The sequence below is a fragment of the Burkholderia sp. 9120 genome (genome assembly GCF_000745015.1).
Classification (GTDB): domain Bacteria; phylum Pseudomonadota; class Gammaproteobacteria; order Burkholderiales; family Burkholderiaceae; genus Paraburkholderia.
Window position 1 is genome coordinate 1,205,733 of record NZ_JQNA01000002.1, and the last position, 23,387, is coordinate 1,229,119.

A 23,387-nucleotide genomic window follows, 5' to 3' on the forward strand; every position below is an offset into this window, starting at 1 on the left:
GGAAACAGCGTGCTACGACCGATCCTGCTAGTAGAAGATAATCCGAACGACGTCGAACTCACGCTGATCGCGCTGGAGAAAACGCGTCTCGCCAATCCGGTCGTGTCGTTGCGCGACGGTGCGGAGGCGCTGCAATATTTGCGCCGTGAAGGGCAATGGGCGGATCGGTCGGAAGAAAATCCGGCGGTGATTCTGCTCGACAAGAAACTGCCGAAGATCGACGGTCACGAAGTGCTGAAGGCCGTGCGCGGCGACGATAATCTCAAGCGGATTCCGGTGGTGATGCTGACGTCGTCGCGCGAGGAAAGCGACTTGTTGCGCAGCTACGATCTCGGCGTGAATGCCTATGTGGTGAAACCGGTCGCATTCGACGACTTCATGGCCGCGATCAACGACCTCGGCATGTTCTGGGCGGTGCTGAACGAACCGCCGCCTTACGCTCGTTGAGCGCGCTTGAGTGGTTGTGTGCTTGAGCCGCTGAGCGGCTGAACGCCACACGTTGAGCGCGCCGCAGTTTGCGCGCGCCGCTCAGCGATACACCGGCAACCTGACCCGAAACGTTGCGCCCTGCCCCAAGCCGGGACTCTCGGCCACAATCGTGCCGCCGTGCAGATCCACGAGGTTCTTCACGAGCCACAATCCCAAGCCTAAACCCGCCACACGTCCGGAGCCCTCCGGACTGAATTGCTGGAAGCGCTCGAAAATCCGCTCCAGCGATTCTCCATCCAGACCCAGACCCGTATCGCGCACCGCCAGTTCGACGCGCTCGCCTTCCGCTCGCACCGACAGCGTGACACTCCCCTGCGGGCAGAACTTCACCGCGTTCGACACGAGATTCCAGACCACCTGCTTCATGCGGCTTTCGTCGGCGAGCACCATCGCGGAGGTGAGGTCGTCCGCGATCAGTTGCAGGCCCTTGGTTTCGGCATGCATGCGCATGTCTTCGGCGATGATGCCGGCCAGCGCGCCGAGATCGACCGGCTGCAAATTGACCGACAGTTTGCCCGTCACGATCGCGCCGCTGTCGAGCAGATCGTCGACCATGTGAGAGAGCTGGCGCGCGTTGCGTCTGATGACGTCGGTAGCGCGCGTGACATGCGACGGATCCGCCGCGCGCTGCAGCAGATCGGTCCACGACAGAATCGCGGACAGCGGTGAGCGCAATTCGTGGCTGACGGTGGTGACGAAATGGTCCATGGCCATCGCGAGACGTTCGCTGTGTTCGCGAGCGCGTTTCTCCGACGCGGCGATTTCCCGCTGCTCCAGTTCCACTTCCTTGCGCGCGGTGATGTCGAGCGTGAAGCCGATTACCGAACTCAGCGTGTTGTCGGCCAAAAAGCGGCCGACGCCGCGCACCAGAATCCAGCGGATCGCTCCGCTCGCCCAGCCGACCCGATAGTCGACGTCGAAATGCTCGTGGCTCGCCAAGCCCTGATGCATTGCGTCGCGCACGCGGTCGCGGTCCTCGGGATGCACGATCTCCTCGAGCAGGCGCTGTTCGGTGAGCACCGAGGTCGCACCTAAACCGAGGTTGCTCTTGCACTGATCGGTGCATTCGATCGCGCCCGTCGCGGGGTCGAGTTCCCATGCACCGAGTTGCGAAAACGCGAGCGCGAGATGAAAGCGCTCCTGATGTTCGCGCAACTGGGCCTTCGCTTCGTCGGCGAGCAGAAGACGCAATTGCGCCTGCGAGCGCAGCTTCGCGCGTTCGCGCTGGTCGCGCTCGTAGTCGGACAGGCCCTCGGTGACTTCGCTGACGCGCAGCGCGATCTGACCGCCCTGCCCTTGATGCGCACCCAGCAGGCTCGCCTTGATCTTCCAGTAACGCGGCACGTCATGCGGCATATCGCTGCCGCTGTCTTTACCGTTCTCGCCATGACGCGATCCGGGCATCTCATAGCGAAACAACGGCGACCATTTCGCTTCGCCCGCGGACAACTCGCGCAGCGCGCTGCCCAACCAGGCACGGCGCGCTTCGCGCTGTTCCACCGGACCGAACTGGTTGACGTCGAAAATCGATTTACCCAGCAAGTCGCTCAACGACTGTCCCATCAACTCGAGATAACGCGCATTGGCCAGCACGATCTCGTAGCGATGATTGAGGATCAGATAAGCGTCCGGCAACGACTCGAACGCGGTAGCCGCGTCGAACCGATGCGAAGGGTGGGAGGAATTCTGGTGACGGCTATCCATAAGCGTATTCCGGGCGCGCTTCAATCGACGTTCGCGCAGGCCGCCGACGTGGGGCATTGCGCGAGTTCGATCAGACGGTCGAACGCATCGGCCGCGCCGCGGCACGCTTCGTCGATCGTGGCTGGCGAGTGGACCTCGGCCGACAGCGCGCGGATAAAGGCCTGCCAGCGCGCGCCGAGCGTCTCGCGGCCAGCGGCGAGGTAACCGAGCGGATGCGGCGCGAGGCGGTCTTTCAGGCGCGCATATAACACCGCGCCGCCGAGTTGCGAACCTTCGATCACGTAGCAGACACCCCAACGGTAAGCCGCGCTTTGCGCGCCGCGCCATGGCTGCGTGCTAGTCGGTTCCGTCACGCCGGTGCGTTCATCTTGCCGGCGAGCCGCTGTGTGCGCGAGATCCGCGTCGATCAACGCAAGACGGTCAATGCGCGCCGGCAACGTGGACGCTTGCGGCCCGTCGTCGAACTTGTCGAGCCAGGCTTCGAGCGGTTCGAGCCAGTCGCGCAGTATCGCCAGATGCGCAAGATAATCGCGCAGCGCCACGCTCTCGACCGACAGCGGCATGATCACGTGCAGCAGTTCATGACGCGCCGCGGTGGCGGCACGCAATGCGCCGAGCGCGCCGTCTTTACCCGGCGACACGCGGTTGACGGATTCTGGTGTGTCGATCAAACGAGTCCGGTTCAACATGATTGAGTAGCGAATGATTATAGGGGCGCGTGCGCGCACGCGCGATAGGCGATTTGCACGGGGTGCTTCGCATGGCGGCAGCGCGAAAATCGCGGGTCGACTGTCGCGCCAACTCGCTCGCGTAGAGCCTGTACACCGCGCGAGAAACGGCACGTGGATCACGCGAGAACCCACCACATCGAACGTCAAGCCGCGACCGGGCAACCGGCCTGTTCGAGTGCGCTTTGCGCGTGGTCATGCAGGTCGTCGCTGGTCAACGACGCGTCCGGCGAACGTACCCACGCGGCGATGCGCAGCGTCGCGCCGCCGCTGTCGGGATAGTCCGCCACCGTGATGACCGGCGCGAGCGTCGAGCCGCTCAACACGCGCGGTTCGTCGGCGACGAGTTTCTTCAATTCGCCGATCGCAGCATCGACATCCTTACGCTCGGCCAGGCCCACTTCAACCTCGATACGTTGCGTGCCGCCGCTGCTGTAGTTGATCACCGGATTGCTCCAGATCTGGCTATTCGGCACGAACACCGCATTGCCGTCGCCGCGTTCGATGCGCGTGGTGAACAGCCCCACTTCGCGCACGATGCCGGCCGCGGCGCCGCTACCTTCGATCACGTCGCCGACGCGAAACGGCCGCAACATCAGCAGCATCATGCCGGCCGCGATGTTCTGCAGCGTGCCTTGCAACGCGAGGCCGATCGCGAGGCCGGCTGCGCCGAGCACCGCCAGCACGCTGGCTGTGGCAATACCGACTTCGCCGAGCGCCGCGATGAACACCAGCACGCGCACGGCCCAGGTGCTCATGGCGGCCAGCATCGGCGCGAGCGTCGGGTCCGCATGAGTGCGCGCGAGCGCGCGGGCAAACATGCTGCCGGCGCGATTGGACAGCCACCAGCCGACCACGAGGATCAGCACGGCGAGGACGATATGAAGGGCGTCGTGCGTCATCGTGACGAGCAGCGACGGCTGGAAATGCAATAGACGGGCAAGGAGATCGTTCATGGGTCGTCGTTCCGTTGCGATAGGTTCACCCGATGCAACCAAGCAGGATACGTTCCCGCCCTTTACAAAACGGTTGAGGCGGCACACGGCTTGCTCGACGGCTAGCGGTCCACGGCCGGGAGCGCACGCATGAACCCACCTCTGAAATTACATGACCGCGTCAGTTGGAACACGCCGCAAGGGCTCACGCACGGCAAGATCGTGCGTGTCATTTCTACCCATACGAGCGTGGACGGCAGAACCGTCGATGCGTCGGCGTCCGACCGGCATTACGAAGTGGAGAGCGACAAAAGCGGCAAGCATGCCGTGCATCGCGGGGAGGCGTTGCGGCGATTCAAGGCGTAGCGGAGGAATGAAGGAACGAACGAATGAATGAATTAAGCCGGGACGCTTCAGACAGCGCCCAACGGCTTCAGCAGATTGCACAACGCGGCAACCGTGATCGGCCGTGAGAACCAGAAGCCTTGCGCCTCGTCGCAACCCAGCGCTTCGAGTTGCGCGGCCTGTTCAGCGGTCTCCACGCCTTCGGCCGTTACGCGCAATTTGAGCGCGTGCGCCATCGCGATGATCGCGCCGACCAGCGCCTCGCACTGCGGATCGCTGTTCATGCGCATCACGAACGAGCGATCGATCTTGAGACGGTTCAGCGGAAAACGCGTCAGATACGCGAGACTCGAATAGCCGGTGCCGAAATCGTCGAGCGCCACTTCCACGCCCAGTTCACGCAGCGCATGCAGCGTCTGCAAGGCTTGTTCGGTGTCGCCCAGCAGCACGCCTTCGGTGATCTCGACTTCGAGGTACGACGGATCGAGCGCGGCGTCTTCGAGCGCGCTGCGTATCGTCTCGAACAGGTTCTGGCGCTGGAACTGTTGCGGCGATACGTTGACGGCGATTCGCGGCAGATTGCCGGTCAGGCGCAGCAGCTTGCCGGCGTCGCGGCACGCGGTGCGGATCACCCATTCGCCGATTTGCTCGATCAATCCGGCTTCTTCCGCGACCGGCACGAATTCGACCGGGCTGATCAGTCCGCGCTGCGGATGATTCCAGCGCAGCAGCGTCTCGACCTGCGCGATACGGCCGTTCGACAGCGTGACCTGCGGCTGATACACCAGATGCAGTTGCTGCCGTTCAAGCGCTTCGCGCAGCATCCGCTCCAGTTCGAAACGGCGCGCGGCCTGCCCTTCGAGCGCGGTGGAAAAACGTCGCACCGCATTGCCATGCACCGCCGACGCCGCCGACAGCGCCACGCCCGCGCGACGCATCAGCGTGGGCGCATCCGCACCGTCGGCCGGATACGCGACGATGCCGATGCTCGCCGTGATGTTCAGCGCGGTGCCGCCGCAATCGATCGATTCGGCGATACGGCCGAGCGCTTCGGTGGCGAACGTTTCGGCTGCGGCGCCGCTTTCGTTGATCAGCAACGCGAACTGCGTGCCGCTGATCGACGCGATCGTGCCGTCGTTGGGAAAGAGCCCGCGCAATCGCTCGCCGACAATCTGCAACACGAGTTCGGCCGCATGCAGGCCGAGCGCGTCGCGCAGTTTGCGCAGATGATCGAGTTCGGCGATCACGACGCTGAAGCCGTTGCCGTTGCGCGCACAGCGCTCGATCATCATGTCGAGGCGTTCGGTGAAAAGCGTCTGGTTCGGCAGGCGGGTCACGCCGTCGTGATGCGCGACGTACCAGAGGCGTGCTTCGGACAGCGCGTAGCGCGTCATGTCGATCGCAATGCCGACGTAGCGGGCCGGCTCGCCGACCAGCACCATGCCGGTCTGTGCCGAGTCCGTGACCAGCGGCGCCAGCGCAAGCACCACGCGAATCGTCGTACCATTGTGCCGCACGAAGGTCCACTCGCCTTCGTAGCGTGCGCCGATCGCCGCCAGTGGCGGCAATTCGGCGCGGCGCTTCGCGAGTTCGGCCGGGTCGAACAGGGATTCGAACGACCGCGCGCCGAGCAACTCGTCGGCGGCGAAACCGGTCAGCTTTTCGAAAGCGGCATTGACGGCCTCAAACGTGCCGTGCGCGGTGCAGATGAACATGCCGTACGGCGCCGACGCGAGCGCAGCGTCGCGCGTGTGCGCATCGGCATAGAGGTGATGTTGCATCGCGCCGGCCTTTGAATTTCCCAGGTGGTAACAGCGAACAGGCAAAAGCGAACAGGCGTTTCTTCAAGCGGGGCGCAACCGGTCCGGCCTCGCGAAATCGCTTCGGCATGCCCGCGTGAATTTTCGCAGAAGCCGCTGCCGGATGAGCGCCCGGATTAGCCCGGATTGCTCCCCGCCTCCACTCATGTACGCCGGCCAACCGTGCGTATCATAACGGCTTTCCCGCCGCGCTCCCCTCGCGCCGGACGCGGATTCTTCACGGCAATCGTTTCCCTCCGTGTAATCCCCAATTCGCGCGCCGCGCCGGCTGTCGTTCGCCTGTCGCGCTGCTGTCGTTCAGCTGCGGGTCGGCTGCGGTTCAGTTGCCGTTCATTAGCGAATCGCGCACCTCATACCGCACCGGCTATGGCCAGGATATTCCGTGCGTCATAAGTCAATACGCATCGGTGTTTCATCGCGTTGCACAGGGTGTCGCCGGATTGACGACCGTTATATCCGTGGATATATTTTGCTCGCACTTTCCCCGATACAAAGCGCCGTTCCGCCGCATCGATCCGCACGGATCCGCACGTCACCGAGTCCCGCATTGCATGTCCAAGGAAGTCATCGACTCGCACCTGCTCAAGGTGCTGCACACGCTACTGACCGAGTCGAGCGTGTCGCGCACCGCGACCTTGCTCGGCCAATCGCAGCCCACGGTCAGCGTGGCGCTGCGCAAACTGCGCGACATGACGGGCGATCCGCTGCTGGTACGCAGCGGCAGCCGGATGGTGCCGACGCCGCACGCGCTGACCCTGATCGAACCCGCCGCGCAGGCGTTGAGCCATATCGCGGCGATCCTGCATCCCACCACGTCGTTCAATCCGGCCAACACCAGCCAGACCTTTCGAATCGGCTCGCCCGATTATCTCGACGCGTTCTTCGTGCCCGCCGTGGTCGACGCGTTCCATCGCGAAGCGCCGCACGCCAAGCTCGAATTCCGCCATCTGATGATGGTGGACGGCGGTTACGAACACGGCCTGGAAAGCGGCTTTCTCGATCTGGTGATCGGCAACTGGCGCACGCCACCCGAGCATCTGCATCTGCAGCCGCTGTGCAAGGACGAACTGGTGTGCCTGCTGCGCAATGGTCATCCGATCAAACCGGGACGGCTCAATAAAGCGGTCTATGAAGAAGCCGAGCATCTGGCGGTGACGACCTACAACACGACCGCATGGGGCACGGTGGATATCGAACTCGCGCGCAACGGTTTGTCGCGCACGGTCACGACGACGCTGCCGTATTTCGGCATGGCGCCTTACGTCCTCGCGCGCTCCAATCTGCTGTTCACCACCACGCGCGCGCTGGCCACGCATTACACGAAACTGCTGCCGCTGCGCATTGAACCGGTGCCCGGCGAACTGCGTGCGCTGACCTACTATCAACTGTGGCACGACCGCACGCATCGCAGCGTGGCCGCGATCTGGCTGCGCAGGCTGATCGCCAACGTCGCGAAAGATCTGGCTTCCTGATAAAACTTCCCGGCGGCTTCTCGCCGACTCCACACGCAAGCGCAAGATAAAAAAACGCCGCAAGCAAAGCTTGCGGCGCGAACGGGATCAACGGATGCTTTTCAGGTTGACAGGCCCTGAGAACACCAGGCGATCACGAAGTGAGGTCGGTCAGAAGGAAGATTGTTATCGCGTGCTGCGTTAAGAGTTAAGGGTTACGGGTTACGGGTTACGTACGGGTTACGGGTTACGGGTTACGGGTTACGGGTTACGGGTTACGGGTTACGGGTTACGGGTTACGGGTTACGGGTTACGGGTTACGGGTTACGGGTTAGATGTTAGGCGTTAGGCGTTACGGATTCGGCGGCGGCGCCATCGCTTTGATCAGCGCCGCTTTGCCCTCGACGGATTTGCCGAGCAACGCGAAGCCCAAGGTCCGTTCGCCATCCACCTGCGTGCACACCGCACGCGCCGCATGCACCGCTGTGTCGCCGCCGGTTTCGATCGACCACGCGCCCTCGCCTTCCGGCGTGACGACCACCGCGGGACTCGCCGGCGTCTTCACCGTGATCGGCATGACCGGGAACGCTACACGCGTCGGCTCGCCGGCCAGCGTGCGCGCCAACGCCCGCGCCGCGTGCATGATCGGCAGCACATACGGCTGCAATTTGCCGTCGATCGCCGCGCAATCACCGAGCGCGTAAATATCCGGCGCGCTCGTGCGACACCACGCATCGGTACGAATCCCCTGCTCGATCTCGAGCCCGGCCGCCGCGGCCAACGCCGTGCGTGGCGCGAGCCCGATCGCCGAGACCACGAGGTCGGCGTCGATCCGTTCGCCGTCGGCGAAACTCAGGCGGTAACCGTCCGACAGCCGATCGATACGACTCACGCTACGGCCCGGATGAAAGCGGATGCCGCCTCCTTCGAGAGCGCGCGCGAAAATCTCGCCCACCTGCTGCGGCAACAGACGCGCCAACGGCGTGGTCGCCGGATCGATCAGATCGACCGCGTAACCGACGGCGGCCAGGTCGTTAGCGAACTCGCAGCCGATCAACCCCGCGCCGAGAATCGCCACCGAACGGCAGCGCGTGAGCGCCAGCCTGAACCGCGCGTAGTCGTCGAGATCGTTGATCGACAACACGTCGTCCGCGCCGTCGCCGCCTACCAGCAAACGGCGCGGATCGGCGCCCGTGGCCAGCACGAGCTGGCGATAGCCGACCAGCGCGTTATCCACCAGCAGCGTGTGCTCGGCCGGCATGATGCGCTCGACGTTCTGATGCACGCGAATCCACGCGCCCAGTTGCGAGGCCATCGCCAGCGCGTCGAAACTCGCCAGCGCTTGCGGCTCTTTTTTCATGGCCAATGCGTTCGACAACATCGGCTTCGAATAGAAGCTGCCCGCGTCGCGGCTGATCATCACGATCGGCACGGCGCTGTCGAGCTTGCGCAGTTCGCGCGCCACCGTATAACCCGCCATGCCGGTGCCGACGATCACCACCGGCGCCACGCCGTTCTCCTGCTGCGCGGCCGTCATGCGACCACCTGCATTTCGAAATCGTGTTTGCCGGTCGCGCAGTCCGGACACAGCCAGTCGTCCGGCACGTCTTCCCAGCGCGTGCCCGCCGCGATGCCCGCTTCGGGCAGGCCCAGCGCTTCGTCATAGCGAAATCCGCAGATCACGCATTCCCATACTTTCATGACTTCTCTCCCGAATCGCCGCGCGCGTTAGCGCACATAAGCCTGGCCGAGACCGATCTCGGCCAACGCGCGCCGGTAAGCGCCCGACGAGCGGTCCGCCAGAATCGGCGCCTCGGCCGCGCGGTCGATCGGCAAGTCTTCCGGACGCTGTTGCTCGACGATCGCGCGGTCTTCCTCGAACACCTGACGGTTGAACGCGTAGACGTCCTCAAGCGGCAGATCCTTGTCGAAGTTACGCACGATCGGCACGAACAGACGCGTCTTGCGCGCCGACACCGGGCTCGCGGCATTCAGGATCGACAGACGGCCGCTCTCGGGAAACTGCACAGTGAGGCGCGCGAAGAACGGCACGTCCACTTCGAAAATGCGGTGCCACAGATAATCGTCGGGCGCGCGATGCTGCATCGACTTCGGGAAGTTGCTGACGTTGCTCACATACTCCGCCTTCATGCCGCGTTCGCGTCGTTCGACGGAGTACTGCGGCACCACCGGGTTGTGCCGGTCGGCGAAACTGTCGTGGTGAATCCACGCGAAATGCGCGACGTCGATAAAGCCTTCCGTCTGACGTCCCGCCGACGCGTTGATGTCGATCGAAGGCGGCAGAATCTGCTGGAAATCCGGATCGTTCCAGTACGGAAACGAAGGCAACGCTTCCGTGCCGCCGCCGAGCGACACCCACACGAGTCCATAGGCCTCCTGCGTCGCGTAGGTGACCAGACGCAGGCGGTCGGGGATCGGGCCGTCCGTTTGCGACGGAATGTGGTTGCACTTGCCGTCGCTGCCGTACGCCAGGCCGTGATACGGGCACACGATGTTGCCGTTATCGACCCAGCCCTGACTCAGCGGCGCGCCGCGATGCGGACAGATGTCGCGTGCGCTCACCAGTTGGCCGTTCGAGCGGAACACGACCAGCGGCTCATCGAGCAGCGTCACGCTGACGGGTTTGTCGGTGACGTCCGCGGCGAACGCGACCGGATGCCAGTAGCGGCTGAGAATCTCCCAATCGTGGGCGTCGAACGTGCAATTGCGGGGTAACGCGGGGGAGCGCTGAAACGTCAGCGGCTGGGTGGTCGTAGCAGCAGCCGTCGAGGAAGCGCTAGGGGTAGCGGTGGCGGAACTCATGCGTGTCTCCAAAACCTGGTGGGGGTTCGTCGCGCCCATGTGAAGTCCTGAGCGCGTGGAGAGAACGATAGCGGGATGAGGTCCGCCGACCCATCCCCTGAAGGGCATCTAGTCTATGTACGAAAGCGCATAGGGTGTCCCCGCGCGCTACGTGGAAAACGTTACGCGGCGCGCGGCATCGCCGCTTCGATAAACACCGCGCAGAGCGCTTCCATGCCCTTCGCGTCTTCTTCGTCGAAGCGCGCGACCAGCGGGCTGTCCACGTCCCATACGCCGATAAGCGTGCCGTCCGGCGCGACCAGCGGCACGACGACTTCCGAATTCGACGCGGAGTCGCAGGCAATGTGACCGGGGAATTCATGCACGTCGCGCACTACTTGCGTTTGACGGGTTTGCGCGGCCGTGCCGCACACGCCCTTGCCGAGCGGAATGCGCACGCACGCGGGCTTGCCCTGGAACGGACCGACGACGAGTTCCTGACCGTCGTGGAAGTAGAAACCGGCCCAGTTCAGGTCGCTCAGCGAATGGAACACGAAGGCGGAAAAATTCGCGGCGTTGGCGATCCAGTCGGTTTCGCCGGCGAGCAGCGAACGCGCCTGCGCGACGAGTTCTTCGTAGTGCGCGGCTTTGGGCAGAGAGGAGGCGGAAGAAACTTCGAACATGACGGTGTCCGTGACGAAAGCGGAAAGAGGAACAGCAAGGCTGTGCAGTTTAATGCAAGCGGCTGTTTCGTTCACGGGACTGGTGCGGTGGGCAACGCCCTCGTCAATGTCGGCCAGTCGCGAAACCGGCCGACACGCAGCGCTTACTGATCGACGCCGATGATCACGCTCGACGCCTTGAAGATCGCCGTGGCCGCTTTACCGTTCGCGAGCGCCAGACGATCGACGCTGTCGTTGGTGATGATCGCCGCGATCTGTGCGCCGCCGGCGCTGATCGTCACTTCCGAATTCACCGCGCCCTTCGTCACCGCCGACACCGTCCCGGCGATGCAGTTGCGCGCCGACACCTGGTTCTTCGCGACGTCGACCATCACGATCACCGACGACGCCTTGACCAGCGCGAACGCTTTTTTGCCGGCCGCGAGACCGAGTTTGGTCGCGCTGCCGTGCGTGATGATCGCGACGATCTCGAGACCGTCCTGGGTCCGCAGCGTGACTTCGTCGTTGACGGCGCCGTGTTTGACTTCGGTGACGTCGCCGGTGAATTGATTGCGTGCGCTGGTTAGCATGTCGTTCTCCTGGTGGTAGGGCCGCGTACGTGAGCGTCGAGGCCCGATGTGAAGGTGGCGGCGAATGGTGCGAAACACTCGCCGGCCGCGCCCGCGCTTTGCGTCGACAGAGACGTCATATAGACGTCGATACAGACGTAAAGCACGGGTTGGCGCAGCCGTATTTCACGGCCTGAAACGCCATGAAAACACGAAAGCATTATGTAGGGTTTTTCACAACGCAGCGGGGACACGACATATCGTTCACGTCGATCGCTTCGCCGACACCGTATCATCGTGCCCTTGGCCCTTTTCCCCGTCGAAGCTCATGCCTGTCGCCGTCCTGCCCCGCCGTGCCCTCATTGGGTCGAACCACTGGTCGAACGCCTGCCGCGCCGCCGCGCTGTGCTGCTCACTGACCGCACTCGTTACGCTCGGCGCCTGCAGCAATCCATCGCAGTCCCACGACGCCCGTGTGCCGCTCGACACCGTCACGCTGTTTCCGATCGCCAACTACGATCAGAACGTCGATCACTGGCTCGAACCGGACAGCCCCGACTACGACAAGCCGTTCCTGAGTGCCGCGGACCAGCAGGCGCAAGTCAAGTCGCTCTACGCGCGCTACTTCGGCACTGGCAGCGACGCGCCGTCGCCGTGGAATTCGGCGTTCGTCGCGATGCGGGTGTATCGCCAGCAAGGCGCGGACATTGCCGCGTTGCAACAGCGCAGGCTCGACAAGTTCGACAACACCGGCAAGAGCGGCGCGGCGCTCGGCTATGGCGAGAACTTCCGTCCGCACGACAAGGCGTGGATCGACGCGATCGCGCAAAACGAAAACGTCGCGCAGTTCACGCAGAACGCCGCGTATCGCCCCGAACAGCGCGCGATCGCCACGACCAATCTGATGGTGCGCGAACTGCCGACCATCGACCCCTCGTTCTACGATCATCGTCTGGCCGGCGAAGGTTATCCGTTCGACAACCTGCAGATCTCGGCGGTGCGGCCGGGCACGCCGCTTTATGTGCTGGGCAGCACGGTGGACGGCGCGTGGCGCTACGTGCAGACGCCCGACGTGCAGGGCTGGGTGCGCAGCGACGGCGTCGGCATGACCGACGACCGCTTCGTCGACAGGTGGCGCGCCGCCACGGCGAAATCGCTGGGCGCGGTGATCGTCGCGTCGGCGCCGGTGCGCGACGACCGTGGCGTGTTCCGCTTCGACGCGCCGGCGGGCACGCTGCTGCCGCTGCTGCCTCGGGCGGCGGCATCGGCAAGTACCGCGAAGCGGGCTGTAGCTAACACGGTGCCAGCGAAATCAGGCGCGGCAGCACATGCGGCAAGTGCCGCCCATGCCGCAGACCGCGCTGCGGAAACCAGCGCAATCGCAAACGAGCCGGACACCTCCGCACCGACCAGCGCCGCTGCGTCCCACCAACTCCTCGTCCCTGCCCGCGATGCCGACGGTCAGGCGCTGATCCGCACCGCCACGCTGACCGACACGCAGATCGCAGCGACGCCGCTTGCCGCCACGCCGCGTCATCTGGCCATGCTGATGAAGACGCTGATCGGGCGGCCGTACGGCTGGGGCAATAGCGGGCTCTACAACGATTGTTCATCGGAACTGCAAAGCATCTTCGCGACCTTCGGCGTGTGGCTACCGCGTCATTCGTCCACACAGATGAACGCCGGGCGCATGGTCGATCTGTCGGCGTCCACACCCGCGCAGCGGCTCGACTATCTCGCGCAGCACGGCGTGCCGTTGCGCACGCTGATCTACATCGGCGGCCATGTGATGCTGTACATCGGCAACACGACCCGCAACGGCGTCGCGGTGCCGGTGGTCTACCAGGACGTGTGGGGCCTGCGCCCCGCCGACGACAGCCGGCGCGCGGTGATCGGCGGCTCGGTGATTTTGCCGCTGCTCGAACATATTCCGGAAGACGCGACGCTGCAGTCGCTGGCGGCGACGCCGACCTTCCAGGTCAGCATTCTCGGCGCACCGGACGGCGCAGCAGCGACACCGGGCGCCTCCGGCACGCCGGCCACGCCGCCGGACGAAGACAACCCGGCCGGCTGACGCAGTCAGCCGGCACGCCCGTGCTGAGAATATTTTTCCCGGCGTGTCGATTCGACGGCAGTGCACTCGTCGTACGGTTGAAGGCCTCGCTCAGCGAGCCGGCCTTCCACTCACGAAGCCGTTCAACCAAGGAGTCGCCGTCATGTCCAGCACTGCTGTCAAACCGATCCCGGATGGGATGCACTCGCTTACCCCGTATCTGATCTGCGCCAACGCCGCGGACGCCATCGCGTTCTACGTGAAAGCCTTCAACGCCGTCGAACAGTTTCGTCTGCCCGGCCCCGGCGGCAAAGTGATGCATGCCTGCCTGAAGATCGGCGACTCCATGCTGATGCTCACCGACGAATGGCCCGAGCACAACACGCTCGGCCCACTCGCGCTGAAAGGCACGCCGGTCATGATTCATCACTACGTGCAGGACGTCGACGCCAGTTTCAACCAGGCTGTCGAGGCCGGCGCGACCGTGATCATGTCGGTCACCGACATGTTCTGGGGCGACCGCTACGGTCAGTTGAAGGACCCGTTCGGCCACGGCTGGTCGCTCGCCACTCACACCCAGGATCTGAGCCCGGAACAGATCCAGCAGAACATGGCCGATTGCATGAAGTAACCCGCGGGTCCAACAGAGAGCGGCGCCAGGCCGACCCTCGGGTCGGCCTTTTCTTTGCCGGAAGAACCCGTATCGACCGGTTGATCGCAGCACTCGCAGTGGCAATCATTTGGCCCGAGTGCTAATCGCGTATTGACGGCAAATTAAATGCCCGTTTTAATCTCGCCCAATTCGATTCAAGTCGCATTATTAATTACCCGATTCGCATAACTTCGAATCATCGCTAACAACACCGAATTGCCGGACGCAATTGAAGTTAGAAAAAAATACCACGCTTAGGGTTTTTCCCCAGCCTCGCCAGGCAGAAACAATTTCCTGCAACACGCCCGCCCCGTCTACCATTGCCGTTGACGCACCCTTGACCCATTGCCTGAACCGCAAATTCTCATCTAAGCATTTGTATGGCAAAGAAAGTCTGGTGTAGACTCATTTTCAACAATTGCAATAACGTTTTTCATAAAGCAAACACTCAGCGGGGAAATTTCAACCACTCGCCGTCTATCCGGCGGCTTGAATTGAAATTGACCGCGCGATAAAACCGGTGTCCTGTCGGCCTGAGAGGTTTCATGATGAAACGAAAACTGCTGTCATCCAGCCTGATCGTCGCAATGATGTTCGGCTTGCCTCTTCAGCTTGCGCGCGCCGCCGTCTATTCGAACGGCACCGCGACCAGTACCTTCACCGTCACACTCACGCTCGCCGCCAACTGCTCGATCAGCGCGACCCCGCTGAACTTCGGCAGCAACGGCGTGCTCGCCACCGCGATCAACCAGCAGACCACGGTCGCGGTCACCTGCACCAACACCACGCCGTACAACGTCGGGCTCGACGGCGGCACCGTGACCGGTTCGACCGTGACGAGCCGTCTGATGGCCGGCACCGCCACCGGCAACACCAGCACCACCGTCGGCTTCCAGTTGTATCAGGACGCCGGCCACACCACGCTGTGGGGCAACACGCAAGGCACCAACACGGTCAGCGGCACCGGTTCCGGCTCGTCGCAATCCATCACCGTCTACGGCCAGGTGCCAGCGCAGACCACCCCGAAACCTGACACGTATCAGACCACCATTACCGCCACGGTCTACTTTTGACGCGCGGCGCCTGGCGCCTGGGCGCGACTCGCCGGCTCCTCGCGGCAAGCGCGTTCGCGTGGTGCCTGAGCGCGGCGGTCGCGCCGTTCGCGCAAGCCGCGACGCTGCAGATTTCGCCGGTCATGGTGGACCTGTCGGCAGACGCCAACGCGACCGGCATCACGCTGAAGAACCCCGGCGAGAAACCGCTGTTCGGTCAGGTGCGGGTGTTCCGCTGGGATCAGGCTAACGGCGAGGACACGCTGACGCCCACGCAGGATCTCGTCGCCAGTCCGCCGCTGATCCAGATTGCCGGCCACGCCGATCAACTGGTGCGGCTGGTGCGCACGAATCCGGCGCCGTCGGCGGCTGAGCAGGGCTATCGCGTGCTGATCGACGAGTTGCCCGAGCCCGACGCCGCGCCCACCAGCGGCGTGACGATCCGCCTGCGTTATTCGGTGCCGGTGTTCGTCGAACCGGCCGTCGACATCGGTCAGCCGAAACTGTCGTGGCATCTGTCGCGCGGCACGCAAAGCTGGATGCTGCGGGTCGACAACAGCGGCCGAAAACGCGCGCAGATCGCCGCCGTACAACTGATCGACAACGCCGGCAATGCCTACCCGATCAACAAAGGACTGCTCGGCTACGCGCTGGCCGGACGCGAACGGCACTGGCCGGTCGCGCTGCCTGACAACGTCGCGCAGAACGGCCCGCTGAAGGTGCGCGCCTCGGTCAACTCGCTGCCGGCCGAAGCCGCCGTGAAGCTCGACTAGGCACGCGGCTGCACGCTGCTGCACGCGGCCACGGCGCGACCCCGCGCGACCCGGCGCACACGAGTCCGGCCGCGAGCGAGCGCCGGCCGGAGGGAACCGACACGATGGACCGCCACGCAACCGATGAGAATGACACGACGGCGAATACGTCATGGATGGAAGCCGCATGCCGTCGCGCTCGCGGTCACGCTGTCTCTGCTCGGCGCGAGCCGGGCCGGCGCGCAAACGCCGCCGACGTTGCAGCGATCGCAACCGCAGCCACAGCCACAGCAGCCAGCCATGCCCGCCGCCGCACCGGCCAACCCGCCCGCCGCGGGCGCCGCGCCGGCACGTGATCTGTATCTGGAAGTCATGCTCAACGGCCAACGCACTTCGTTGATCGCGCACTTTCGCGAAGTGGGCGGCCGCCTCAGCGCGACCGCGAAAGACCTGAGCGACATCGGCGTCGCCACCGACAAACTCGGCGCCGCCGACAGCGCCTCGCTCGAACTCGACCGCATTCCCGGCCTGCAGTACCAGTACGACGCCGCCAGCCAGAGCATCGACCTGCAAGTGCCCGACGCGATCCGCAAGCCCTATACGTTCGACACCCGCGAACTCACGAAAACGCCGGACGCCGCGTCGTCGCGCGGCTTCCTGATCAACTACGACGCGTTCGCGCAAACCGACACCAACGCGCAACTCGCGCTCTGGAGCGAGGAACGCTACTTCGATCCGAACGGTGTGGTGAGCAACACCGGCATTGCGTACCTGTACCGCGATCTGCATCGCTACGTGCGCTACGACACGTCGTGGAGCAAGTCGGACCCCGCCAAACTTACCACCACGCAAATCGGCGACACGATTTCGTCGTCGCTCGACTGGAGCCGCTCGATCCGCATCGGCGGCTTTCAGTGGCGCAGCAACTTCGCGCTGCGTCCCGATCTCGTGACGTTTCCGGTGCAGTCGCTGTCGGGCACGGCGGTGGTGCCGTCGGCGGTGGATCTGTACATCAACAACGTGCGGCAATACAGCGGCAACGTGCCGAGCGGACCGTTCATCGTCAACAACGTGCCGGGCATTACCGGCGCGGGCGAAGCGACCGTCATCACGCACGACGCGCTCGGCCGCACCATCGCGACCTCGCTGCCGCTCTATGTGGATACGCGGATGCTCGCGGCGGGTCTATCGAGCTATTCGTTCGAAGCGGGTTTCCTGCGCCGCAACTACGGCATCGATTCGTTTTCCTACGATCCGCGGCCGGCCGCCAGCGCGACCGCGCGCCGCGGCATCAGCGATTCGCTGACACTCGAAGGTCACGCGGAAGCGACCGGCGGCCTCGTCAACGCGGGCGCCGGCGCGCTGGTGCGCATGGGCATGGCGGGGGTGATCAACGGTTCGGTGTCCGGCAGCGCCGGCAAGCTGAACGGCACGCAACTGGGTCTCGGCTATCAACTGATCGAGCCGCACTTTTCGATCGACGCGCAGACCTTGCGCGCCTACGGCAACTACGGCGACCTCGCCGCGCGCGACGGCACGCCGGTGCCCACCACCACCGACCGCGTGACGCTCGCGCTGCCCCTCTTCAGCCGGCAGACGCTGTCGCTCAGCTATATCGGCTACCGGTATCCGGGCGTGTCGGCGTCGCGGATCGGTTCGCTGTCGTACACGCTGAGCTTCGGCAATCTGGCCTCGCTCACGTTCAGCACCTACAAGGATTTTCTGCAGCACGACGCACAAGGCGTGTTCCTGACCGCAAGCTTCGGCCTCGGCAACAACACGTCGATCAATGCGAGCGTGGGCCGCCAGAACGGCCAGTCGACCTACAACCTCAACGCGCAGCGGCCGCCCGATTACGCCGGCGGCTGGGGCTGGGGCGTGCAGGCGGGCGGCACGGGCGCGGTGCCGTATCGTCAGGCACAGGCGCAATACCTCGGCAAATACGGCGAAGTGACGGCGGTGGCGCAGGACATCGACCGGCATGCGGGCGCCTCGCTCGACATGACCGGCGCGATCGTGCTGATGGACCATACGATCCTGCCGGCGCGCCGCATCGACGACGGTTTCGCGCTGGTCTCCACCGACGGCGTCGCGGGCGTGCCGGTGTTGCATGAAAACCGCGTGATCGGCACGACCGATCGCAGCGGTCATTTGCTGATTCCCGATCTGAACGCGTACCAGCACAACCAGGTCGCGATCGACAGCATGAATCTGCCCGCCGACGCGCGCATCGCGACTACCTCGATGGATCTGGTGCCGCAGGCCCATGCGGGCGTGCTGGCGACTTTCCGGGTGTCGCGTTACAGCGCGGCGTCGGTAATTCTGCGCGGCGCGGACGGCAAGCTGCTGCCGCCGGGCACGCGCGTGCATCACGTGGAAAGCGGCGGCGATACGATTGTCGGGTATGACGGGCTGACGTTTATCGAGCATCTGGAGCGCGACAATCATCTCCAGGTGGACGGCGCGAACGTGCATTGCAGCGTCGCGTTCACCTACGAGCGGCCCAGCGATGGCTCGCTGCCGACGATCGGGCCGTTGACGTGCGGGAAAGCGATGTCGAATGCAGCGCAAGGTGACGCGGGCGACGCTGCGGTGAACGGCGTATCGGGTGCACCGACCGACACGATCGGCGCGGCCGCCCACGCTGCGACCATCCCCACGGCGGCGCGATGAAGCGGCTCTTCCTGCTCCTCGCACTATGCGCCCTGCTCGGCTGCTTGCCGCGCGCCGCGAGCGCGCAAACCTGCACGGCGAGTCCCTCCGCGCTGAGTTTCGGCAACGTCAGCCCGATCGCGCTGAGCGTCGTCAACGCGACCGGCAGCATCACGGTTCAATGCACGTGGCCCGCCGTCACGCTGACGCCAAGCGTGCAGGTCTGCCTGAACATGGGCGGCACGACGCCGCGCTATATGACGAGCGGCGCCAACCAGTTGCAATACAACCTGTATCAGGACGGCGGCTATTCGATTCCGTGGGGGTCGTCGGCACTCGGCACGACGCCGATCTCGCTGATCCTCAATAAACCGTTGACCGACGTCACCGCGTCGGCGACGGTCAATTTCTACGGGCAGGTCAGCAGCAACCAGCCGACCGTGCCGACCACGGGCAACGTCAGCACGGTCTATTCGCAGCTCCTGAGTCAGACGTCGCTGAACTATGGCTTTTATCTGCTGGTCGGGCCAACCTGCGCGTCGCTGACGACGAGCGGCGGCAGCTTCGCTTTCACGGCCAGCGCGACGGTAATCAACAACTGTCTGATCAGCGCGACCAACATCGCGTTCACGTCGACGGGGGTATTGAGTTCGGCGCTGAGCGCGACGGGCGCGGTGACGGCGCGCTGCACCAATAACGACGCTTACCAGATCACGCTGAACGGCGGTTCGAGCGGCAACGTCGCGGCGCGCCAGATGCAGCGCTCGGGCGGCGGCGGCGCGGTGAATTACCAGCTTTATACCGATGCCGGCCACACGCTCCCATGGGGCGACGGCACGGGCAGCACGACGGTGGCCACCGGCACGGGCACCGGCAATCCGGTCGCGATTCAGGTCTACGGTCTGGTGCCGGCGCAGAGCACGCCGATGCCGGGGAGCTACAGCGACACGATCACCGCGACGATCAGCTTTTGAGGGTCGCGGAAGAGGCGCGACTTAGAAATTGACGGTCCAGACGGTTTGCCGGGCGTCGCGAGCCGCGACGTATTCCACTGGCGGCGGCGCGTTCCGTAGCGCGTTCTGGGTCGCGTTCTGAGCTGTACTTTGAGTCGTACTTTGAGTCGCGTTTGCGGACCCCGCCGGATCGATCCCAGCCTGCGTGATCTCGAACGGCGCGCCGTGCAGACAGGACACCACCGGCTGGTTCGCCACGCTGATGGCCGCGTCGGTGGCTTGCACGAGGCAGGTTTCCTGCACGGTCAGACTGACGGCGATTGCCGCCAGCTCGGCCGGTGCGGCCTGCGAAGCCGGCGCACCGGGTAAGGCAAGAAGAACGGCCGCGAAAACGGCGGCCAGGTTACGGGAAATCATGGTGTTCCGGAGTCGGCTCGGGGAGCGGGATTAAGTCGAAAGCGCGTTCAAACGCCGGGTCAAAACCAGGCCGAAAGCGAAAGTCAAAAGCAGATGCATAGCATGTCGGCATCTCGTGCAAAAAACTTTAGGCTTTCCTCGACAAAACCCGCTAAACCGGCTCGCACACCACCGTGAACTTCAGCAACTGCGTCGGCCCGAACGCATTGCTGATGGCGACGTCCGCGGCATCCCGCCCACGCGCCATCAGCACCCGCCCAATGCGCGGCACATTGTTACGCGGATCGAACGTCTGCCAGCAACCGCCGACGTACGCCTCGAACCATGCGGCAAAATCCATCGCCGAATACGGCGGCGGCACGCCGACATCGCTGATATAGCCCGTGCAATAGCGCGCGGGGATGTTCATCGCCCGGCACAGCGCCACGGCCAGATGGGCGAAGTCGCGACACACGCCCTTGCGCTCCTGCCACGCCTGCCATGCGGTCTTGGTGGGCCGCGCGAAGTCGTAGCCGAACTCGATATGCTGGTGCACGTAGTCGCAGATCGCCTCCACCCGCACGCGCCCGAGCGGCAATTTGCCGAACGTCTGCCACGCGAATTCGGACAGCAGATCCGTTTCGCAGTAGCGGCTGCCCAGCAGGAACAGCAGCGAATCGTTCGGCAACGCCTCCACCGGATGCTGCTCGGTAAACGGCGGCCGCCGTTCCGGTTCCGACGACACTTCGAGCACGGCGCGCGTCGAGAACGACACCTTGCCCTGCGGCGCCACCAGCCGGCTGCACAGATTGCCGAAGCCGTCGCGATACTGGGTGATCGGCACCGACGGATCGACCGTCAGCAGATCCGGACTCAGCACTTCTTTGACGTGCGAAAAGTGGGTGTTCAACATCAACATCATCGGCGTCGGTTGCACGCACTCGTAAACCAGCTCGTAGCCGACGTGCAATTTCATCGTGTTCACACTTGCAAAGAAAGCCGCCGCCTCAGTAGGCGCGAAGCGCCCGGCACGGTTTGATTTCTGAATGAGCCACGGCCGGTTCCGGCGTGGTCGGGTGCTGTCGAAGAGGCCAGTTACGGCTTGAGCATACACCCGCCATATTGGATAAAGAATGTCACTTTGGCCGCGGCGGTACGCGCGAAAGTTATCAACAGAAACTGTTCGCAAATCTGTGCATAACTATCCGGCAAAATCTGCAAGCTGTTGATGTGATTGCCATTTTTACCGTGTCGTCGAAGTTGGGCAGCGGCTTGTGGTGCAGGCGGGTCAATCGCGCGGTTGAGTCGGTGTAGCGCCAGGTGGGGCTGGTTGTTGCAGCTCGTCCGCCACCTCATGTCCCGCTTCGCGCGCAGCCGGCGCATTGCGCGCCTCCTCGCGCCATTGACGGCGCGAGCGAACCATTCTGCGCACGGCGACGCGCGCCATCGTGACCCAGCCCGACGGCCGCGGGTCGGCGAGCATGCTGAGGGCGCGTGCGTAGTCGAGCGTGAGGCCGGGCGTCCAGGCCATCGTGGCGGCGCGTTTGCGCAGTTGTGCGGCAACCCACAGTTCCGGTGTAGTGATCACGCGCAGAAACGGCCGCCATCCGCCGAGATCGCCCCACACGCGTGCCGACGCGCCCTCGATCGCCGCTTCCAGCGCGCGCGACACGCTGCTCGAACAATTGCGATGCGTGAGGTTGTAGGTGGCGTCCTCCCGATAGGTGTCCCAGAAGCGGCGCAGGCGCACCGGATCGTAATTGCGAATCCGCACCTGAACCGTCGACGGGCACCACGCTTTCGATTCGGTCGGGTAATCGGGCTGAAACACGCCCGGCACGTCGTTCTCGTGCGTGGCGCGCAGGAGCCGCGCGAAATCGTCAGGTGAGCGATCGATCTCGACACCCGGGTACAGGCTGATGTAAATGCCCTCGGGCGATTCGAGCGCGGCATGGCCGGTGGAGATCACGCCGTTGCGATCCACCGCCGCGATATAACGATCGACGATCAGCTGACGGCGCGCCTCGCTTTTGGCGGTGCCGACCGGGGTCCAGACGTGAACGGTCAATGCGGCTTCGTCGGCGCCGGGTGGGCCGTCCCATTCGAGGGTGGGCGGTCGGCGGGGCGGGGCGGGGTTGGTGGCACTTGCAGCACTCGCGGCGGCGTTAGCGCCATCCGCCACTTCCTCGCCGACCACCGCCGGATTCGACGCCATCCGCCGAACCCGCGTACTCAGCAGAATCATGTTCCAGCCGCCGAAGATCAGACCGAGGCCCAGACAGTACGGCACGGTGCCGACATAGTGCGTCGGGTACGGCTGGTAGAAAAAAACCGCCAGCGCAATTTCGACACCGCCGCCGATCATCGCGAACCGCCACGTGCGATAGCGCACCACTCGGGCCGAGACGATCTGCAGCAAACCGTCGGCCAGAAACAGCGTGCCGAAAATCATCGACAGAATGAAATTGCCGTGATGATGGCCGGCGAGAATCAGCGCGGCCGCGCAGCAGAACGCGAAGCCCTTCACATAGCGCAGCGTGCGCTGCCCGCCCATGCCGGTCCACGCGACGGCCAGCGTGGCGAGACCTTCGAGCAGCAGCAGCAACGCGAACGGCGTGATCGGAAAATACAGCGCGTTGTCGAGCGCGTCGACGAACACCACCACGCCAAGCAGCAGGCTCACCCAGCCGATCAACTGCAATGTGCGCCAGCGCGTACGCAGGTAATCGACTCCCAGCAGAATCATGACCAGACGAACCATCGGCAAACCTCCGTGACAGGCGCGCGCTTCTGATCGCAATCTTAACCATGTTTGCGGGGATGGGACTCACACGTACTTGTGCTTCTCATGACGACGCGGTTTCGACGAACGTCCTTCGTGTTTGCTCGAACGCGTGCTCACGCTCGCGGCGGTGTGCGTTTCATTCCGCGGCGCGGCATACGAACCGCTCTGCACGCCAGTCGGGACAGCAGGCGCGGTCACCTCGCCTCGCGGCGCGCTCAGGACAGCCTGCGCATCCGGCGACGAACCGCTCGCGGCATCGACGACTCGCTGCAGTTCGTCCTGCGCATAGGCCGGCAACGGGGCAGGCGGATACTTCGCGTCGGTGGCGCTGGCCGAGGCCGGCACGGCAGCGGCGCAAGCAAGGCCGAAGGCAATCATCAAGGGGGCGAGTTTCATGGCGGGTCCTGGTCAGGATGACGCGGCCGGCATGAAGGCAATGACAGGCCCGGCGCGCGTCGATGGATCGGAAGGTTCCTGACGGCTTGCACCGTCAGCACAAGCAGTGTGACGGCCGGGACATGAAGGGTAAATTTTATTAAGCCGGATTCAGATAGGCATAATTCGGCTTAATAAGCACCGACGCGGAC

The 23,387-nt window shown here is 64.2% G+C and carries 22 protein-coding genes; 9 read left to right on the plus strand and 13 right to left on the minus strand.

The annotated features are described in order from the left end of the window. The first annotated feature begins 9 nt into the window (after positions 1–9). The gene (locus FA94_RS13610; protein ID WP_035562057.1) at positions 10–447 is read left to right on the plus strand and encodes a response regulator; all 438 of its coding nucleotides are present in this window, start codon (positions 10–12) and stop codon (positions 445–447) included. An 81-nt stretch (positions 448–528) separates the two neighbouring features. Here FA94_RS13610 and FA94_RS13615 read toward each other — a convergent pair whose 3' ends face one another. From FA94_RS13615 to FA94_RS13625, 3 genes are all read right to left on the minus strand, one after another. Further along, on the minus strand, positions 529–2,193 hold the full coding sequence (locus FA94_RS13615; RefSeq protein WP_035551903.1) for a sensor histidine kinase: 1,665 nt from the start codon (positions 2,191–2,193) through the stop codon (positions 529–531). A gap of 20 nt (positions 2,194–2,213) precedes the next feature. After that, positions 2,214–2,882, minus strand: coding sequence for a biliverdin-producing heme oxygenase (locus FA94_RS13620; RefSeq protein ID WP_081935911.1), 669 nt, complete (start codon positions 2,880–2,882; stop codon positions 2,214–2,216). 185 nt (positions 2,883–3,067) lie between these two features. Continuing rightward, entirely contained in the window at positions 3,068–3,877 is an 810-nt protein-coding gene (locus FA94_RS13625) for a mechanosensitive ion channel family protein (protein WP_035551904.1), read from the minus strand. A gap of 129 nt (positions 3,878–4,006) precedes the next feature. Between FA94_RS13625 and FA94_RS13630 the strand changes: the two genes are divergently transcribed. Then, positions 4,007–4,222 carry a hypervirulence associated TUDOR domain-containing protein gene (locus FA94_RS13630; RefSeq protein WP_035551906.1) on the plus strand — a complete coding sequence of 72 codons (216 nt, stop codon included), beginning with the start codon at positions 4,007–4,009 and terminating at the stop codon, positions 4,220–4,222. Positions 4,223–4,269: 47 nt separating this feature from the next. On the opposite strand, the gene FA94_RS13635 is transcribed toward FA94_RS13630, so the two are convergent. Next, positions 4,270–5,982 (minus strand): putative bifunctional diguanylate cyclase/phosphodiesterase, encoded by a 1,713-nt coding sequence (locus FA94_RS13635; protein WP_035551907.1) that lies wholly within the window; start codon positions 5,980–5,982, stop codon positions 4,270–4,272. Positions 5,983–6,572: 590 nt separating this feature from the next. On the opposite strand from FA94_RS13635, the gene FA94_RS13640 reads away from it, so the two are divergent. Beyond that, positions 6,573–7,493: a LysR family transcriptional regulator gene (locus FA94_RS13640; RefSeq protein WP_035551911.1), complete on the plus strand. Its 921-nt coding sequence runs from the start codon at positions 6,573–6,575 to the stop codon at positions 7,491–7,493. A gap of 331 nt (positions 7,494–7,824) precedes the next feature. On the opposite strand, the gene FA94_RS13645 is transcribed toward FA94_RS13640, so the two are convergent. The 5 genes from FA94_RS13645 to FA94_RS13665 form a co-directional block, all read right to left on the minus strand. Then, positions 7,825–9,009, minus strand: coding sequence for an NAD(P)/FAD-dependent oxidoreductase (locus FA94_RS13645; RefSeq protein WP_197070204.1), 1,185 nt, complete (start codon positions 9,007–9,009; stop codon positions 7,825–7,827). Further along, positions 9,006–9,173 carry a rubredoxin gene (locus tag FA94_RS13650; RefSeq protein ID WP_035551914.1) on the minus strand — a complete coding sequence of 56 codons (168 nt, stop codon included), beginning with the start codon at positions 9,171–9,173 and terminating at the stop codon, positions 9,006–9,008. Before FA94_RS13650 ends, FA94_RS13645 begins: the two co-directional genes overlap by 4 nt. 27 nt (positions 9,174–9,200) lie before the next feature. Next, the gene (locus tag FA94_RS13655) at positions 9,201–10,295 is read right to left on the minus strand and encodes a Rieske 2Fe-2S domain-containing protein (RefSeq protein WP_081935913.1); all 1,095 of its coding nucleotides are present in this window, start codon (positions 10,293–10,295) and stop codon (positions 9,201–9,203) included. 161 nt (positions 10,296–10,456) lie between these two features. Continuing rightward, positions 10,457–10,957, minus strand: coding sequence for a free L-methionine (R)-S-oxide reductase MsrC (msrC, locus tag FA94_RS13660; protein WP_035551916.1), 501 nt, complete (start codon positions 10,955–10,957; stop codon positions 10,457–10,459). A gap of 143 nt (positions 10,958–11,100) precedes the next feature. Beyond that, positions 11,101–11,526, minus strand: coding sequence for a TOBE domain-containing protein (locus tag FA94_RS13665; protein WP_035551919.1), 426 nt, complete (start codon positions 11,524–11,526; stop codon positions 11,101–11,103). A 307-nt stretch (positions 11,527–11,833) separates the two neighbouring features. Here FA94_RS13665 and FA94_RS13670 point away from each other — a divergent pair, with 307 nt between their 5' ends. The 6 genes from FA94_RS13670 (at position 11,834) to FA94_RS13695 (ending at position 19,640) form a co-directional block, all read left to right on the plus strand. Continuing rightward, on the plus strand, positions 11,834–13,579 hold the full coding sequence (locus tag FA94_RS13670) for an SH3 domain-containing C40 family peptidase (protein WP_081935915.1): 1,746 nt from the start codon (positions 11,834–11,836) through the stop codon (positions 13,577–13,579). 142 nt (positions 13,580–13,721) lie between these two features. After that, complete coding sequence (locus tag FA94_RS13675) at positions 13,722–14,189, plus strand: VOC family protein (RefSeq protein ID WP_035551921.1); 468 nt, start codon at positions 13,722–13,724, stop codon at positions 14,187–14,189. Positions 14,190–14,797: 608 nt separating this feature from the next. Next, the gene (locus FA94_RS13680) at positions 14,798–15,283 is read left to right on the plus strand and encodes a Csu type fimbrial protein (protein ID WP_231585119.1); all 486 of its coding nucleotides are present in this window, start codon (positions 14,798–14,800) and stop codon (positions 15,281–15,283) included. A 17-nt stretch (positions 15,284–15,300) separates the two neighbouring features. Continuing rightward, a complete protein-coding gene (locus tag FA94_RS13685) occupies positions 15,301–16,035 on the plus strand; it encodes a fimbrial biogenesis chaperone (protein WP_035562073.1) in 735 nt (244 codons plus the stop codon). 279 nt (positions 16,036–16,314) lie between these two features. Next, positions 16,315–18,687: a fimbria/pilus outer membrane usher protein gene (locus FA94_RS13690; protein ID WP_408305899.1), complete on the plus strand. Its 2,373-nt coding sequence runs from the start codon at positions 16,315–16,317 to the stop codon at positions 18,685–18,687. After that, positions 18,684–19,640, plus strand: coding sequence for a Csu type fimbrial protein (locus FA94_RS13695; RefSeq protein WP_035551924.1), 957 nt, complete (start codon positions 18,684–18,686; stop codon positions 19,638–19,640). The genes FA94_RS13690 and FA94_RS13695 overlap by 4 nt, the downstream gene beginning before the upstream one ends. Positions 19,641–19,661: 21 nt before the next feature. Here the strand turns inward: FA94_RS13695 and FA94_RS13700 are convergent, their stop codons facing one another. From FA94_RS13700 to FA94_RS13715, 4 genes are all read right to left on the minus strand, one after another. Next, positions 19,662–20,036, minus strand: coding sequence for a hypothetical protein (locus FA94_RS13700; RefSeq protein ID WP_035551927.1), 375 nt, complete (start codon positions 20,034–20,036; stop codon positions 19,662–19,664). A 151-nt stretch (positions 20,037–20,187) separates the two neighbouring features. Next, on the minus strand, positions 20,188–20,991 hold the full coding sequence (locus FA94_RS13705; RefSeq protein WP_035551930.1) for a transglutaminase-like domain-containing protein: 804 nt from the start codon (positions 20,989–20,991) through the stop codon (positions 20,188–20,190). 312 nt (positions 20,992–21,303) lie between these two features. Then, on the minus strand, positions 21,304–22,776 hold the full coding sequence (locus tag FA94_RS13710; RefSeq protein ID WP_231584955.1) for an HdeD family acid-resistance protein: 1,473 nt from the start codon (positions 22,774–22,776) through the stop codon (positions 21,304–21,306). A gap of 66 nt (positions 22,777–22,842) precedes the next feature. After that, a complete protein-coding gene (locus FA94_RS13715; protein ID WP_156126627.1) occupies positions 22,843–23,196 on the minus strand; it encodes a hypothetical protein in 354 nt (117 codons plus the stop codon). Positions 23,197–23,387 lie beyond the last annotated feature (191 nt).